At 31.2% G+C, this 18,848-nt stretch carries 8 protein-coding genes; all 8 read right to left on the bottom strand.

Translation table 11 applies throughout. The annotated features are described in order from the left end of the window. Positions 1-165: 165 nt before the first annotated feature. The 8 genes from VJY32_RS00600 to VJY32_RS00565 all read right to left on the bottom strand — a co-directional run bounded on the left by VJY32_RS00600 (position 166) and on the right by VJY32_RS00565 (position 18,835). Positions 166-2,751, bottom strand: a complete 2,586-nt coding sequence (locus tag VJY32_RS00600) for a cellulase family glycosylhydrolase (RefSeq protein WP_353675931.1) — start codon at positions 2,749-2,751, stop codon at positions 166-168. Positions 2,752-2,894: 143 nt separating this feature from the next. Next, on the bottom strand, positions 2,895-5,126 hold the full coding sequence (locus tag VJY32_RS00595) for a glycosyl hydrolase 53 family protein (protein WP_353675930.1): 2,232 nt from the start codon (positions 5,124-5,126) through the stop codon (positions 2,895-2,897). A gap of 447 nt (positions 5,127-5,573) precedes the next feature. Beyond that, on the bottom strand, positions 5,574-7,622 hold the full coding sequence (locus VJY32_RS00590) for a T9SS type A sorting domain-containing protein (protein ID WP_353675929.1): 2,049 nt from the start codon (positions 7,620-7,622) through the stop codon (positions 5,574-5,576). Positions 7,623-7,690: 68 nt separating this feature from the next. Further along, entirely contained in the window at positions 7,691-8,731 is a 1,041-nt protein-coding gene (locus VJY32_RS00585) for a PorV/PorQ family protein (protein ID WP_353675928.1), read from the bottom strand. Between the two features lie 13 nt (positions 8,732-8,744). Then, the gene (locus VJY32_RS00580) at positions 8,745-12,233 is read right to left on the bottom strand and encodes a fibronectin type III domain-containing protein (RefSeq protein WP_353675927.1); all 3,489 of its coding nucleotides are present in this window, start codon (positions 12,231-12,233) and stop codon (positions 8,745-8,747) included. A 14-nt stretch (positions 12,234-12,247) separates the two neighbouring features. Then, positions 12,248-15,010 carry a TonB-dependent receptor gene (locus tag VJY32_RS00575; protein ID WP_353675926.1) on the bottom strand — a complete coding sequence of 921 codons (2,763 nt, stop codon included), beginning with the start codon at positions 15,008-15,010 and terminating at the stop codon, positions 12,248-12,250. Positions 15,011-15,027: 17 nt separating this feature from the next. Continuing rightward, the gene (locus VJY32_RS00570; protein ID WP_353675925.1) at positions 15,028-16,707 is read right to left on the bottom strand and encodes a peptidylprolyl isomerase; all 1,680 of its coding nucleotides are present in this window, start codon (positions 16,705-16,707) and stop codon (positions 15,028-15,030) included. Between the two features lie 649 nt (positions 16,708-17,356). Then, positions 17,357-18,835 carry a RagB/SusD family nutrient uptake outer membrane protein gene (locus VJY32_RS00565; protein WP_353675924.1) on the bottom strand — a complete coding sequence of 493 codons (1,479 nt, stop codon included), beginning with the start codon at positions 18,833-18,835 and terminating at the stop codon, positions 17,357-17,359. Positions 18,836-18,848 lie beyond the last annotated feature (13 nt).

Below are 18,848 nucleotides of genomic sequence, written 5' to 3'. Positions count from 1 at the left end.
TTAAATGAGAGATTATAAAATTTTGTAGATATAAATTGCTATAAAAAAAGCAATTACTTGATACTTTAAAACTGCATGATTATCAGATTTCATAGTCCATAACTAATAGTTTAATTAAAATAGTTATGAAATAACAAAAATAATTTTTATGAACAGATTTCTTATTTATTTTAATAACAATGATTCAATGCGTAGTTTGCAATTAAAAACTTTTTTATTGTCTTTTGCTGGTATGATTAAAAACTGGATGAATTCTAATTCGTTAAGATTAATTTTTTCACTTTTATTCTGACCTTTGTTTTTCCATATTTTAGGTAAAAATCTTGGATATGAAAAAGGTAAAATTAAAGATTCACCCGCGTGGAAATCACTTAACTTAATTTCTTTTTCTATCCATTCTTTATCTAAGCTTACTTCAGATTGATAAACATTACCACTTTTTGTTATTAAATTGATTACAAGTTTAAAATTGTTTTCATCTTCTGAACAAGCTCTTAGAATAATGCTTTTATAATTTTGTAATAAACCACTTATAGGATTGATAAAATTAGAAACATTTAATTGAAATCCGAATGGATAATCATCTTCTCCTGCAGAAGTTAAATTAATAAATATTGAATTCTTATCACTTGTTATGCCATTTTTATAATCCACAAAAAATCTTGTAGAACGAGAAAATTGAGGAAAGACAATATCTTTATAATCTCTCAATGCATTAAATAATTCAATTGAGGTGTTACTATCTACAACAACAGTTTTCCACAATTTATTAAAATGAAAATCCCAATCTTCTGGTGATATTTCTTTTCCATCGGGGAATGTATATACTTTATTATCAATATTAAGAGCAACACAATATTCAATCTGACCTGGAGTCAATATTTTAGCAGAATCTGAAATTAAATAATCAAACCCACCAACATTTTTAAGAAGATGTTTCTCAAAACGTCTCCATCCCAAGCGTTTTATATATACTGCAGCTTCTTTAATGCTTCTTGGAGATGCAATCTGAAATTTTATCATCTTATAATTATTCGATTCTAAATACAAAGGTGTTTTGTTAACCACATACGCATTTGATTCATCTGGAGGCAAATATAAACCATCTAAAAATTTTTCCTTTTTAGACAAATAATTTTTTACTTCCTCTTTCTTAATACTTTTCGATACAAGTAAATAAATACCCGGTTCAACAACAAATTCTTTCCCTTGTGAATAGAATGGGACTAAATTTTTGTTGAGAGAATTAATCTGGAAATCCGAACCTAAATCAGGAATATCAATTTTGAATTTTCTTTTTTCCCAGAAAAGTTTTGAAATTTGTTTTTTCATGCTTGTTTGTTCAAATGGGTCAGATAGCCATAAAACATCAGGATATACTTCTAATTTCCACATACCATTTTTAATTTTGTCAAAAAAATATGCTCCGGTCCCATCATAATGAATAATTGGTGAATTACCTACACCAGCAATTTTTTTTAGACTGTCAACAAACACAGGTTTTGAATCTGTAGAATTAGAATATATAAATTCTGTTAAGGAATTATATTCACACAAATCTTTCTCATAATTAATTATAAAATCATCAAAATTGTTGTTAGCAGGAAAATCACCATATGATTTCATCCCTTGTAATTCATGAAATGCTTTTGAAGCAATCATTAAGCTTATCGCCTTTGAAGGAGCATATAGTAAGTTAACAAAATGAGTTTGATATTCTGTATTACTCCATGCAATTTGAACAGGGTCATATGCAAACATTGTTGCGAACTGTATTCCAGCTTCTCTAAAACTTCTTGCCATTGCTGGATACATAAACGAAGCTCCAATATCTGCAGCATCAAATTCATAAACCATTTTTGCTTTTTTATCAAATCCTTTAACATTTTCTGATGGTATTTTATACTTATTAACATTTATAAGATAATTTCCATTAAGAATTTTATTATGAACTAATCCTGTAGGATACCATTGAAACGAAACTCCTTCAACTTTTGAATTACAAACAGCTTGGGCTTGTGCATCATTCCAGTTTTCACTTATGTTATAAAAAATTGGTTTTGTAAAACCTGCTTCACGTAATACATCATACATTTCATTAATGTATTGTCTTACCTTAGAAGTGTCATCAGGATGATGGGGTTCATTAATTATTTCTAAGGCTATGATTGATGGGTCATCTTTATAAGCAAGCTTAGTATATGGATTAACATGATTTATAATTTGTTTTAAGTAATTTTTCTGAGCTTCTCTTGCTTTTGGATTGGTAATCATTTCAACTTTTGAATAATAAGTAGAAAAACCAGGAGTTTTGTAATCAGGTTCAGGCCATGCAGTACCCCACCATGCAATTGGTGTTATAATAGTTTTAATTCCCTTTTGTGCAAGTTTATATAACAAATAATCAAACAATTTCAGGTGTTCGTTTTGTAAAACATTTCCAATACTGTCGGAAATTTCTCTATCCCACATATGAATTCGAAATGCATCAAAGCCAAGTCGGGCTAAATGATTTACATCAAGGTCAATTGCTTTTTTCAAAGATAATCCAAGTCTTTTGTGAGCTCTATATGCATAAGCAAAAGGTGTTGTGTAATTTACACCAAATAATCTTACTTCTTCTTTTGTATCCTCCCATCTTAGCATGCCATCAGAATCGACAAATACATTATTATGATTTGATTTATTCTGAGAAAGTACAAAAGAAAAATTGATTATTACAATTAAGAAAATAATTAATACTCTTTTCATATTATTACTTCCTGAAATTTTTATAAACTAACCCGAACATCATTTATACTTAATCAACAGTTAGTAAAAAATTTTGACCAGAATAATTTTTTATCTGTGCTAATCCGTTTAATCTGTGTTTATCTGTGTTCTATTCCCTCAAATTATTTCAACAAAATCATTTTCTTTGTAATTATTTTTTCTTCAGATATTAAGGAATAAAAATAAATTCCACTAGGCAAATTGGAACCATCAAATTCTACTTCATATTTATCGGGTTTATAAAATCCTTCTGCTAAAGTTTTTATTTCTCTTCCAAGTGCATCAAAGATTTTTAATTTTATGTAAGTACTTGTTGAATTATTTTTTAATGAAGGAATTGAAAAAGTAATCTTTGTTTTTGGATTAAAAGGGTTAGGGTAATTTTGCAGCAGTTCAATTTCAAAAGGAATTGTATTGTATTCTTTAACATCGTTAATCAATAATTTATCATTAAAAAATTTCCATGATAAAGTTGAATCACTTGAAGGGAAATAAAATATTCTATCACTAATATTAGATTCCCAGCCGCCAAAAGATGAATTATCAATGTAAAATTTATATTTGATTTTTGAACCTACTGCAATTTTATTTTTAGGGAAATAAGCAATTCCTGACCAGAATGAACCGTTGGCAACACTATTTTCTTCTCTTTTCAAAATTAGTTTATTGTTAATCCATGATAAAACTCCAGCGGATTCAATCGAATCTCCTCGAACAATTACAGGACCATTTTTATTTGGGTCAAACAAATTTTTTTTCATCAAATCGGATAGATTCACTCGAAACAAAATTCCAATTGAATCATTTTTTTGTTCGAATGGTGAAAAATATTGATTAACCTTTGTACTTAAAGAATTATAAAATTGGATTGGTAATATTGTATCATTTTTGTCAGCAATAAATAATCTGTAATTTTTATTGCTTCCATTAAAAGGTATAACAGGACCTTCCCAGCCTACTCTTAAAAATGTTGGTTTTGTTTTCGAATGACCTGTCCAAATTGTATACTCGAGAGTATCTCCTTCATACATTTGAAATGAATATTCCCAATTATCACCATCTACATTTTTTAAAATTAATTGTGATTGGTCATCCCAAGAAATTCTTTCTCCGCTCGGCAATAAACTTGAACTAATTCCTTTTGATTCACCTCTAATTTGAACTATGCCGGATGATTTTAATGTATCATATAATGTTGAAGTATTAATTCTTATCTTAACATTAATAGTAGAAATATTTATTTCAGGAAGAAATGCATTCCAGGAATCAAGTGCTTCTGCTTCGAGGTTTGAATTAGTAAAACCAAATAAAGCTAAATTTTCCCAGGAAGAACCAATTGGTGGGACTGAAATATATGCGGGCTCCCAGTAGAAAAATCCTTTACCTTTATTGTTCTTTGTTTCTCTTATAATTTTCTTAAGAAAAATTAGAAAATCTTTTTGACCTTTTACTGTTGCCGGAAATCCCTGTAATAATTTTGTACTTGTTCCAACTATATTGCCATGTCCATCAATTTGATATCCTGTTGTCCAGGGATATGCTGTTTCAACAATAATAATATCTTTATTATAACGAATAGCTAAATCATTCAAATTATATTTTAATTGGTCTAAAGTTCCATGCCACCAGGGATAATATGAAAGACCAATTACATCGAAATTAACACCTAAAGCAAGTAATTTGTTATAAAAATAAACAGCTCCATTATTATCACCGCCTCTATCTATATGAATCATAATTTTTATAATATTTGAATCAACATCTTTTATACCTTTTATGCCTTGATTAATTAGTTGAACAAATTTTTGCCATTGCTGATTTTCGTTCAGGTCTTTATCGTATAGTTTTCCATCAGGCCAGAGCATTCCACTGGTAATTTCGTTTCCTATCTGAACCATATCTGGTAAAGCATTTTGATTTTTAAGAACGGTTAAAACAAATTTTGTATAAGCATAAACACTATCTTTAAGATTTTCAAAAGGTAGATTAGTCCATACAGCAGGTTTAGTTTGTTTACCGGGATCAGCCCAAGAATCTGAATAATGAAAATCGAGTAAGAATTTAAATCCTTTTTCTTTTATTCGTTTTGCAAATTGAATAGTTTTTTCTAAGCCACAATAACCATCTTTTGGCGTGTGCCAAATTCTAAGTCTTACATAGTTTACTCCCTTTTCTTTCAGTATATCTAATATATCACTTACCTGACCATTTAATTTATATTTGCCACCTAAATCTTCAATTTGAGGAGTAAATGAAATGTCCACTCCTCTTATAAATTCATCATTATTCTGAGGAAATAAATCAATTGCAGATGAAATTATAAGTAATAAAAATATTTGAAAAGTAATTTTCATTTTATTTTTGATTATTCATTAGAAATATTTAATAAATTTTATTAATGCTTAAAATTTTTTTTGAACTTACTCTTTGTATCTCTACGAGAAGTTGTGTGAAAATGTCAACACATTTTATAAAGCTCAACCACAATCTCTCTCTTTATTTACTCACAATCATAAATTTTATAAAAGATTCTTCCTCGCCTTAGGCAAGTTAGAATGACCATATGATTCTATTTCTTTAATTCTGAGTCCGCCATTTGGTTGAGGAATAATCTAAAAAATGAACTCATGTTTTCAAAGAAATCAATTTGCTTTTTGTTTATTTAATCTCTTTAATGAACTCAACCAAAAACCAACTCTTAAAAAAAGATGGAATGTTAAATCAGATTTTTTTAACCCCTTCTCTTCGAAAGAGAAGGGGTTGAGTTATATTTTCATAATCATAAAAACACGAGTTGTAATTTATCTTATTAACATCATCTTTTTAGCTGATGAGAACGAACCCGCAGTTAATTTTACAAAATAAATACCAGATGCAACATATTGACCAAAATTATTTTTTGCATTCCATGAAATGCTATGAGTTCCAGCAAATTGCTGACCTTCAAACAATGTTACTACTTTTTGACCAAGCACATTATAAATTTCCAATTTAATATTTTCTGCTTTAGGAATTGCATAAGTAATTACTGTGCTTGGATTGAATGGATTTGGATAATTTTGATATAGCTTATATTCACTTGGTATGATGTTTACAGCTTCAACATCTGTTACTAGACCTAAATCTGGATGGTCTTCAACAGTTAAATCTGATGCTTTCCATTGCATTAATGCTAATTCATAAGTATCAGGCCATACAACTGGATTGATACTTACTGGCAAAATATATTGATAATATCTTCTTCCTTTTTGAACTCCACCGCCATTCCATATTTCACCCTGAGGAGATGTATAAACAATGCGATAACAAACTTGATAAAATGTTGGAGGATTCAAATCAATTTCTCCAGTATAAATCATATCACCATCCGGGTCGCTTAACATAACACGATTATCTGCACCATACATTGTTTTGCCTTGAGTAATTGGGATGAGTGAACCATCAAATTGAATATATGCAGTATCAAGTCCTGGTCTAAAGAGAGGATTGGTAGCATTTGTAGCTACATTTGTAGCAGGAGTCATATCAATTTTGAATTTGAGTTTAATTGGATTTTTAATTACACCATTTGGATGAATGCTATTAAAGAATTGATATTCTGCACCAAAATCTCCCGGCACAATTTGTTCTGTTTGATCTGTGTAAGTATATTTTCTGTCAGCACCGCCAGTAACACCAGGTTCTTCCCAGCCATTGGTTAGTTCTAGTCCAGGGATATAATTTGGACTGTTTGGATCAACACGTGATGAATCCCAAGCAATGTAATATTTGTAATTCAATACTTCGTTTGGGAACAATGTAAATGGTTCAAGCAAATTCCATTCTTCGAGGTCAGGATTGTATGTCATTTTAAGAACAGTTGGATCGGTATCGAAATTAAAATTACCTGAAGCCCAACCCTTTGGTCCAGTAACACCAACTTTATCACCTAAGGCGCGATTAAATAAATTAGCTTTTTCAAGTGCATCAAGTCTTAATCTGAATAAAACATTAGCAGTAACTTTAGAGCCGCGAGGCATAACATCATTGAAATAATACCAATGGACAGTATATTCACCGTTTTTAATTATATCCTCTGTAAAAGTGAAAGAACGATTTGGAGTGCTTTCCCATGTTTCAGGTGTTTTGATTACAAACTTAAATTGTTGAGTCATTCCTGGAGTTACAGCAGATTTTGCAACATAAGCAACACCAGACCAGAAAGAGCCTCCATTTACACTATTAACTTCGCGTTTTAGTGTGCAAATTTTTATCCAGGGATTATCTGTCCCAAGTGGAGCTCCACCCCTTACTTCTACTTCTTGTTTTTCTGGGTCAAAGTTTGCACCACCCATATTTACTCTAAAATAAATTGCAATTGAATCATTCTTTATTTCAAATGGCTTCCAATATTGAGGAACTTTATTTTCCCAGCCATTGACATATTGAATTTGTAAGGTGGTATCATTATTACCAACAATTAATCCTCTATTATCCCCTGTATTAAATCCAGCATCGATTGGACCTTCCCAACCTGACCAATGGAAAGTTGGATTATCAAGATTAAAGTAGGTCACAAATTTGTATTTTATTACATCACCGGGTTTAGCTTTAAATTCTGCCTCCCAGTAATCACCGCCAACATTAACTGCTCTGATGCCAGTGTTTTTATCCCATGTAATTGCTGGGTCTGTACCCAATTGCGATTCACCGCAAACTAAAACAATATGATTTGGTCGCAAAGTATCGAGTACGGTTGAGGTATTAATCCTCATTTTAACTGTTACTGTTTGTGCAACAATTGAATTAAAAAATAATAACGATATGATAAATGACATCAAAGTAAAAAAGGTATGGTGTTTTACTTTCATACTCCCCTCCTTATTATTTATGTGGTTGTTTTAAGTTATTTATTTTTGGTACCATGATTAATCCTTAATTAAAATTTTAGAATCAAAGTAAAACGATTAGAATTACCAAGATGAACAAAATTTTGATATGCATATTCAGTTGTAATTAAAACATTACTAAAAATGTTAATATCATGTAAACTAAAACCAAATGTTAAACCCGTCTCGTTATTTTCTAAAAATAAATCTTTGTATCCAGCACGGAATAAAATTTTATTGTTTAGCAAACCAACTTCAGTTCCAATATTAACACTCTGAGCATTATCATTGGGATTAATTCCATCTGCTGATAATGTCCACCTAAAATTTTCAGTATTAACAACTTCACCAGAAATTCCAATTCTCATTATTAATGGCAAATCAAATTCATCGGTATTTAATTTGCCAACAATGCTTTGATTGTTGCCTTCTTGATTAGGAGCAATATCAACTCGAACATTTAAATCCTCTCCATACATTCTCATCTTTGTTCCGAAATTAGAAATACTTGCACCAAGTCTAATCCCTGCAAATGGAGTTTCATAAATAGTTCCTACATCGAATGCAATACCTGAGGCAGAAGAATTATAAATTGTTTCTTTAATGAATTTGAAAGTTCCTCCGATTGAGAATTTATCCGTAAGTGCTCTGCTGTAAGAAAATCCAATTGCAAAACTTGATGCAGTAAATGTTTCCCCAGTTCCCATTGGAGCAGTTGGAGTTGTAACATCCATTTCATCGGTATGAAGCAAAGTTGTGCTAATACCAATAGTGCCATATTCACCAAAAGGTAAAACTACACCGATGAAATCAAAATTAATTCCCGGCATCCATGGTGAATGGTCAATTATCAAAGAATTTGAATTCATTGAAGATAAGACTGAAGGGTTCCAGTAAAGTGACGATGGGTCATTCATCATAGAAACAAATGAACTTCCCATTCCAGCAGCTCTTGCACCAACAGGAATTCTTAAAAATGTTGCAGCAGCAGTTCCAATTTTATTAACGCCAGCCGCATAGCTAAGTTGGGAAATTAAAATTGTGCCTAATACAGCAACAATTATAATGGTTTTATTTTTTATCATTTTCATAGCCGTTCAATTTTTATTTTATAATTGCAAAAGTTCCAGTTTTTTGACCGATACCCGGTGCATCAACATGATAGACATAAATTCCATAAGCAATTTCAAATTTCTCTTCACTTAGTACATCCCAAATTTCTGTTCCATTTTCATAAGGTGAATCATGTTCAATTGTTTTTATTAGAGTTCCACTCACATTGAATATTCTAATTGTACATTTAGCTGGTAAATTAATAAAATGAATTTCACGAGGACCCCGACCACTTGTATAAGTATTTCTCGGTTCCCATGTTTCTGCAGCTACATAAGGATTAGGAACCACTCTGATTCTGTTTAGTTCTTCTTTTGCTTTGTCAATCGAAATTGAAGAACTTTTCATTTTGAATCTGTAAACATCGTAAGAGAGGAATGGTTTATTGAGAACAATATTTAATGTATCGCCTGCTTGTGGATTTCTTTTCCCTTTAAGATTTAGAGCTAATTGCCATGTAAAACGGACTTTTCCAGTTTGATCTTTTTCTAAGAAATAAATTGCGTCAGCTCTACCGCTTACAGGGTCAATTGTAAATTTGCCATCATTTCCATCACGTTCACTAAACACAAATTCAATTTCTTTATTTTGTGTTGTGTTGATTACTTTAAAATTCACAGGCACAGCAGGAAATTTTCTTCCAAGAATAGTTGTATCTTTTGATGTAGATAATCCTACATCACCAATTATAATTTTATAATCACTCGGATTTGTAACTCCTTTTAATGTCAGGTATGTAAATGTATCAAAGTTGAAAGAATATATATCAGGATTATTCCAGCCAGTTTTAATATTATTTATAGAAATTTCCTGAACATTTTCTAAACTCATTTGAAATCCTTCGATTACCGGTATTTCATCACCTATGTTAATACGTTTATCATCTTTAAGTAAATATTTATTTTCTGTTAAATTCTTAAGTGAAAATGAAACTGTTTTTACAACGTCTCTATTATCAACTTTATAGACTGTATCTTTAAAAGTGATTTCATATTCATTACCATCTTTAATACTTGCTGGATCAATAATTTTAAAATCAATTGTTCCACTTGCACCACCACTTACATGTTTGAAATATTCAATTTCAGGAGGCAGGTAACCGGCAGCACTTGCAGAAGGTCGAACAACAGCAACGTTAGTTCCATAAGTCATTGTTCCATCTGTCGAAACATTCACTTGAATAGGAGTTTCTGTAGGAGGAATTCTTGCAGGTTCATATCCAAAATCATATGCAGTTACAGCATAAAAGTATCTTTGACCATTAATTACATCTTTATCAACATACACATGTCTAAGGCCGGTATCATTACCTAAATCGAATTTTACACCGTTTATGTCAATTGGATGCAAACCCGTTATGCCATCTTTCAAATCAAATTGCGCAATTGGACGCATTAAAGTTTTAACACCATATGCATCAGTTATAACTTTAGCATCTAAGAAAGCAGCATCAGTTGCTCTATAAATTCGATAACCTTCAAAGTCTCGGCCATTGCCGCCAATTTTATTTATGTATCTATCGAAAGATTTTTCTGCTACATCATCCCAGTAAAGTGTAACTTGTCCATCTCCTGGCACAGCAGTAACAGTTACTTGAAGTGGAGCCTGAGCAAATTGATAATCAGCAATGTAAGCTAAAGTTGCTTGCTTTTGTTTTTTAATTACACTTTCGATATCTGCATCTTTAGTGTTTCCACCACCTGCAATTGCAACAGAGACCGCCATTCTTTGACGCTGCCCAGGAAGTATTGGAAAATATCCGGAAGAAACATAAGTATCATATTCACCAATTTGTCGAACAAGATTAATTTTTCCTGGAATCATAAATAAATCCCATAGACCTTTATCTGGAGTAGTATTAAAACTAAGAACCCGTCCTTGAATTTGAACAGCACTTGTAATACCAATCAAATCAGTTTCGCTCACATCAGTTTTATCGATACTTGCTTCACCGGGGAATTCAGTTCCAGCTCCACTTGTTGGTTTACCATCACCCTCACCTTCATCTCCGGTTCCTCTAACTCCATCCATTCCATTATCATCAAGGAATGCATCCCAATCATTATCATTGTCAAAACCATCATCACGAGATTCATCAATCATTGGTGCAACATTTTGATAATTCCATGCTGCATTTTTTCCTGCGACACAAAAACCTCGTTTAATTGTATCCCCTACTGAAAATGACAAATAATTTATGTATCGAACAGGTTTTGTTGTTTGAGTTATCTCATTTATATGATAAAGATGAAGTGTTTCTTTTTCGTCAATTAATCCATCAAAATCTTCATCAAATCCATTTGCAAGAGTATCTTCATTAACCATAATTCCTTCTGGTGGTAAATAATATTCTTTGTTCAGACTCTTTACAATTCCGCCATTAGCAGGATAAGTGGTTATAATTCTATCATAAGTTTGAGGTTCGATTAAAACAATTTTATCACCAGGACGGATAAATCGAGGTTGAAAATCAGCAGATGTAAAATGAGGAATTCTTACATCAGGATTTTGAATTTGAGCAATCAAATTTGGCAAATCATCTGCATCACCGTCATCATCAATACCATTAACTTGATTGCCTGGAGTTTCTATGTATTTTACTGAAGCAACACCAACTGGTGAACTACCAAATGCTTCTGTTCCAATTCTATCTGCATCAGTTAAAAATGTAGTAGCAGTTTGTAAATCAACATATGGATAATCATCGGGAGCATCACCACCTACCCAGTCTGCAACAAATAACAAGAAAGATGTTTTTTCAATTGTTTTGGTCCCATCATTTTTTATATCATGAATAAAAAAGAGAATATCATTAATTAAAATTTGAGACCATGCAAGAGTTCGAACATCCATGATTAAACCAAGACCACCTCGAGATAAATCCGTAGTATCAGGTGTATAAGGTTGACGTTTGTAGAGGTCATCTGATGTAACATAAAAAAATTCCTGGTCTGCATTAAAAATATTTTTTCCAAAAAATCCATTCCATGAACCAACCCAGCCTGGGTCAATAGGGTCAGTTCTTTTATCTCTCCAGCCTCCTTGAACTGCAGTAGGCCAGGTTGATTTTCTATCACTTCTTGCAATTTCATTTTGTTGTGGATTAATGAATCCAGGAACAGGTTCAATATTCCAGGAATTTCCAGTTGTGGGATCAGTTCTTCCTTGAGGAACTTCTACAAGATAAATTGTTTCGCCTGTATTACTTTTTACTTCGCCACCTAATAAAATATCAATTAGAGCGATGTAAATCCTATTTGTATTTTTGGGCCATTCAAAATCAATATAATCTGGGCGATTTGAAGGATCTCCACTATACCCAGAGTTAAAGATTGTAGCTCTAATGTTATTACCATCAACATTAGAATTTCTTCTGTAATTTACATCACCCCTAAAGTCTGATGGTTTATGTTTTAATACCTGTCCCCAATTAATGTTCGTAATAAATATTAATACCAAGAAAATTATAAACTTCTTCATATAAGTCCTTGAAATTATTTAAGATATATTTTAGTACCTAAATAAATATTTCGTGGTTCGCTGTAAAAATTTGGATAGTCAAACCAACCAGGGTCATAATCACGAACCTGAATTTCTTCAAGTGTAAAATCTGGTTTACCAGTATCACCAAATACAATTAAAGGATTTTTAGCATCAAACAAATTAAATACTTTTAAGAAAAATTGAACATTAAAAGCAGAAAAACTGAAGTCTTTATGTAATTCTAAATCAACTCGAGAGATAACAGGTTTTCTTCGGCTGTTTTGAGTTAAACCCGATAAGACATTTCTGCCAGTATATGCTCCCGGAATTACTGTTGGAGTATAAGGTTGACCAGTATTGAAATTATAAATTAGACTTATCCCCCAATCAATATCACCAACATAAATATTTGCATTAAAAGTGTGTGTTTGATCCCAATCAAGTGGTGTTAAAATTTTTGTGGGTTCAGCTCCATTTAATTGAGAAAAAAATTCCTGGTCGGGAGAAGAATTAGTTCCTTCTGCAACCTGAAATGTGTAATCAATTCCAAACGAGTAATGGTTTGTAAATCTTTTATTGATAGCTAAAGTAATACCTTTAACATTTGCAAAATCTCTATTAATTCTTTGAGAATAAGAAATACCTGCAAGAAAAGTTGGAATAGGTTGACTCGAAGAAATCCAATCACGAATATCACGGTAGAAAGCTGTAACATCTAGTGCAAAATCTTCAAAGAATTGCTGTTGAAGTCCTAATTCATAAATTGTTGTCTTTTGTGGTTTAAGGTCATTATTTCCAAAAGGTCCTTGAATTCCTTGGGCAGATGTCATCTTAAATTGGTCGCCAAGATATAATTGACTGTATTCAGGAATTTGCTGGAATATTCCATAAGAAAATCGAATAATTCCTTTATCAGTAATTGGATAAGCAATACCAACACGCGGGCTAAGTTGCTTTTTAATAGAAGCTTTTTTATACCAGAATGCTTCTTTTTCTGCTAATGTAAATTTATTATCATCTCTTTGTTCATCAAGGCCAATTTTACCATCGTTATTTAAATCTTTGTAAATGTGTTCTAACTTAAATGGATTATAAATATTTGGGTCACTTGGGTCGACTGGAATTCTACCATTGGGATTAAAGAGGTCAAATCTTAATCCGATATTTATGATTAAACTTTCAAATTCAATTTTATCCTGAATATAAGCACTGAATTTGAAAGGCTTGCGTTCGAATCTATCGTGTTGTGGTGATTCAATACTTTGAATATAGGGTCTAAATGGAACTACTTGTTGTCCGTTTGGCAAAACTTCAGGAATTAAATTAATATTTTCATAAAACAATTTATCGAACTGTGCTTCAAAACCTAATTTGGCAAGATTAATTTTATCTAATTGACTTGTAAAATCCCACTTAATTATAAAACTTTTTGTATTTCGTTGAAATCTATTCAAATTTGTTCCTGCTCTTAAAAAGTGATAACCTGCTACATTTAATGAATCAGGATGAACATAACGTGGGTCATAAGGGTCTTCGTACAATCGTGAAGTATAATCATTAAATTTATAGGCCAAAGTAAGTTCTTGAAATGTATTTAAATAAATTAAATGAGTTAAATTTGCAAAAAGACTATATCCCTTGCTAATTCCTCCCATATCACCATTTGGATTCCATCTATAGATATGATTATAAAATCTATTTTTATCAAAACTGCCAAAAGCATCAATTTTGAGTTTTAGACCATCAAAAATCTGAAAATCAAGAGTTCCTTGACCACTCCATCGACTGCTCCAGTTCATTGAAACATAAGAACTATCGCCAGGATTGGGAATTAGTTGTCCATCTACATATTTAAAGCGCCCTTGAGGATTATATTTATTTATTCCATAAATGTACCCACCATTGTAATATCTTCTCATTGAGAAGAAATAACGGATTTTATCTGTAAGAAGCGGACCACCAACTGAACCTTGAAAATTGTAGTTTGATACAGGATTAATTTTGTCGATATTCCAGAAAATATCTTTATGATTACTTAAATAATCTCCAGTCCATACTTCAAAATTACTCTGAAATTTAGATCCACCAGTTTTTGTAATAATGTTAACAACTCCACTCATTGCATTTCCATACTCTGCATTAAATGAACCGCTTATAACCTGAAGTTCTTGAACTGATTCTGTCTCTATTGACAAAGCTTGTGTTCGAGAGAAATCATCTGTAATACTAATTCCATTTAATAAATATGACACTTCACTTGAACGGCCCCCGCGAATATGAATACCTCCATTCTGGTCTCTGCTCACACCTGCCTGCATACTTATTAATCGGGTTAAATCCTGTAATGGTAGTTGTCTAATTTCATCTGCCGTTACTCTCGATTCGGTTGAAGTCAAATCTTTTTTAATCATTGGTGTTTGTGCTACAATAACAATTTCTTGATTAAGAGTAACTGCAGTAGGAGTTAATTTGAAATTGAGATTTGTTGTTAAATCAGTAAATACCTGAACATTTTGAATTACAGTTTTAGCGTAACCAATATATGATGCTATAACAGTATATGTGCCTGAAGGAACCTTTACAATTATATAATGACCATCTAAATCAGTAGCAGCTCCTAAACTTGTTCCTTCAATAATAATATTAGCACCAACAATTGGTTCGCCTGTATTTGCATCTATTACTCTTCCAGCTATCTTCCCATTACTTTGTCCATATGATAAGCTGGAAAAGATTAATACTATTACTCCGATTGTAAATATTCTTCTCTTCATAATCATTTAATGATTGTTTATAATTTTAGTTCTTTTAATTTTTCTGAAAATAGCTTATAAGAAAATTTACTTTTTAGCGATTCAACAAATTTATTTCTATAATCAAGCCAGCTTAATGTTATAAGCATTTCTTCAATTTCTTTTTTAGAAGCTTCGAAAGATTTTAATTGAGGTTCTTTTAACTCAGTACATTTAACGAATAAAAATTTATTGTCTAAAGTTAACGGGCCTATCCACTCTCCTATCTTTAATTCGAAAATTTTATTCCCAAATTCTCCTAATTCTTCTTTTGTAAAGAATCCTGCATCACCTCCTTTTTGTGCTGTCAATTTTTGAATAGAATATTTTTGAGCAAGAATTTCAAATGAAATTCCATTTTCAAGAGATTTTTTAATTGTATCAATTAAAGTAGAATCTTTTAACAATATTGTACTTAATCTTATTTCTAATTTTGTTCTAAAGTAATTAATGTTTTTTTCATAATAAGATTTAAGAGAATCATCAGTTATTTTTATATTACTTCTAAGTTTATTTTCAATTGTTGTTAACAAGTATGTATCAAAGTTATATTCGACATTTTTTTTATATGAGAATTCTTCGTGCAGTTTTTCTTTTTTAGCTTGTAGTATTATATACTTTCTATTAATTAAGCCTGCAATAAAATCTTCAAGGTTTTCTTTTGTGTGAATCCATTTTCTTTGTCTTAATGGAACTTTACTCATTTCATCAATAAGCTTTTTCAAATTCCATTTTTCCAATGTTGAACTGACAACAATTTGCTTGAGTTCAGCTTGGCTAAATTGAGAAGGGTTTTCAATTAAATTACTTATAGGTTCTTTATTTATTGCATCATAAAATTTTGATAGTAATCTGTCATTGAATTTTGTATTTAATTTTTTACGAAGTGATGCAGCAAATTCTTTAGCTAAATTTTCATAAGCTCTTTTTCTTGCAAATGCTTTTAATCTTTCTTTTGCTTTCAAAAATTCATTTTCTGTAGTAAATGGATTACGTTTTATATCTTCAACTTTAATTATGCTGTATCCCATTACAGTTTTGACAGGTTTTGAAATTTCACCAACATTCAATGCGAAAGCTGTTTTTTCAAATTCAGGGTCCATCTCATCAATTGAAATGTAACCTAATAATCCTCCAGATTCTTTTAAGACAGGGTCATTAAAATTTTCTTTTGCCAATTCTTCAAAACTTTTTCCATTGATTAATTCACGATATAAAGAATCTGCTTTGGATTTTGTTGGTGCATAAAGATGGCGAACTTTAATTTTTGTATTTAGTTTAATAAACAGGTCAATTAATTCGTCATCAGTAATATTAATCTTAGTAGAAATATGTTTTGAAGAAAAAGCATTTAAAATTTCCTGAGTTTTAATTCTTTCTAATTCTTTTTTAGCGTCATCAGTCTTATCTAAATTTTCAGCTTTTGCTTCAGCGATAAGTAATTCATCATAAACTAAATTCAATAAATATTTAAGACGTAAATCATAGCTATCAGTCAATCCTAATTTTGATTTTTTATCTCGATATAAATTCACAAAGTCGTCCAGATAAATTATTTTATTATTCACTATCGCAATTGTATCCTTAGAAATAGTTTCTTCTAATTTGCATTCAGCATTAGTAATTAAACAGACAGATAAGAATAAAATTGTGGTTATATATTTTAGTTGAATTTTCATGAAAATTTTTATTGTTATACTTTATTCAATTCAATTTAGGCATATTTTGTTATTGAAAAATTTTAAGATTATAACTGAATATTCTATCATCACGAATTATGCACCAAGATTATTAAAATATCCCTTGAACCATAGGCTCATCAGCCTTTGGCTGAAATTTTTAATCCATAATGAATTAGTTCTTATTCTTTTTTTAGTACATTGCAACTTGACTGCTCCAAGCAATTAAAAAAATTGAGTGTCAAACTTATTTAAAATAATAGAGTTACTCTTAGAGAAAATTTTCTAATGCATAATTCGGAATAATATATTATCAAACCACTCTTTTCAAACAACATTGAGAAAAAGCGAAAGAAGGAATTAAAAGGTTCAATCGTTTCCGCAATCGATTGCAAATTAATGTATGCTTTCTTTATTGTCAAGTCTATTTTTCTTTTTTCAAAAAAATATTTATCGATTGCCAATTCTTTTTACAATTAGAAAAAGTTGAATGAATTTTATTCTTTCAAAACATTTTATAAGTTCATTTGAAATCAGTATGAACAAAATATTATAATTTTGAGACTTCTGAATTATTCTAATTTTGTCACATAAAGCCCGACAAATATTATATGCCGGGCTAATAATTAGTTATTTTTTCAAAACAGAATTAATATCCTGGATTCTGAACAAGATTAGGATTAGTGTTCATATCCTGCTGTGGTATTGGATAGTATTTATACTTATCAGAATAATTAGCTGCTGCTCTTCTGTTATGTCTAAGAAAAGTTTCTTTTATATAACCTGGATTCATGTCATCCCATCTTAATAAATCGAGCCAGCGAATTCCTTCCATAGCAAGTTCAACGGGTCGTTCATATTCACGTAAATGTGTGCGAATTTCCTGCTGACTCATATTTGATGGTAAAGGTACAACTCCTGCACGATTACGAACTTGATTTATAGCAGCTATAGCATTTGCTGTATTCCCAAGTTCATTTTGTGCTTCTGCATATAATAACAATACATCGGCATACCTAATAACAATAATATTTGCAGGGCTGTCATAGTGGTCTAGACCCCATGCCGGATCATTATAAGTATATTTCTTCCACCATGCTTTTTTCGATGTCTCTTCTTTTGTAAAAGGTTTAGGATAAACATTTGGATTATTGTCTTCGAATGCTATCGAACCCCAGGCTCGTTGTGAATATTCACCAGATGGAGTAACATCTTTCAAATATTGAGCTACAAGCCAATCTGCAGGCCAGCATTCATTCCAGCCAGCTGAATAATAATTCATTGGCATTGGCTGAGATTCATCAATTCCCTTTGGTTTTTGTGCACTATATTGAATTTCAAAAATTGATTCACTACTATTTTCATTTGTTCCTGTAAATAATGATGGATAATCAGGAACAAGGCTGTAACGGCCTGAATTAATTACTTCAAGGAATGCAGCTGAAGCATCGGCCCATTTTAGTTGCTGCATATAAGCTTTTCCTAAAAGTGCAGCTGCAGCACCGCTTGTAACTCTTCCAGGAGCTGGTGGAACTGGAGATAAATTTTGTTTAGCATAAATTAAATCTTCTTCAATTTGTGCCCATACTTCCTGTGGTGTTGCTTGTTTGGGATAAAATTCATCTTTACTTTCCGGTACTTTTGTTATTAATGGAACATTACGGAAATAATTTACAAGCAAAAAGTATTGATATGCACGTAAGAATCTCGCTTCTGCTGTAAACTGTCTTAAGTCTGCATCACTCAATCCTGCATTTGGGAAATATTTTAAGCATTGATTAGAATAGTTAATACCTAAATAACAATAGAACCAGAATAAATCTGTTGTGTTATTACCCGGGATATTAGTAAATGTGTGAATGTCAATCCATGCTTGTCTATCATCTCGGATTACTAATTCATCCGATTTATAATTTTGTGCAGGCCAGCTTATTTCACTTGTGCCCCATCTTCCCCACCATGGATATTGCAAAACTGAATAAGCTGCAGTTAATGTTGCCATTGCTTCATCTTTATTTTTCCAATAGCTGTCTGGTGTAAGTCTATTGGGATCCGTTACATCGAGATAATTCTTTTCACATGAAATGAAAAGAAATAATGATAAAATTAAAGTGATATATTTTTTCATTTATTATACTCTC

Origin of the sequence: Rosettibacter primus, assembly GCF_036860675.1 — a bacterium.
In the GTDB taxonomy this organism is placed as follows: Bacteria; Bacteroidota; Ignavibacteria; order Ignavibacteriales; family Melioribacteraceae; genus Rosettibacter; species Rosettibacter primus.
Note: the sequence above shows the minus strand (reverse complement) of the source record. Positions and strands in the feature narration are given on the sequence as shown.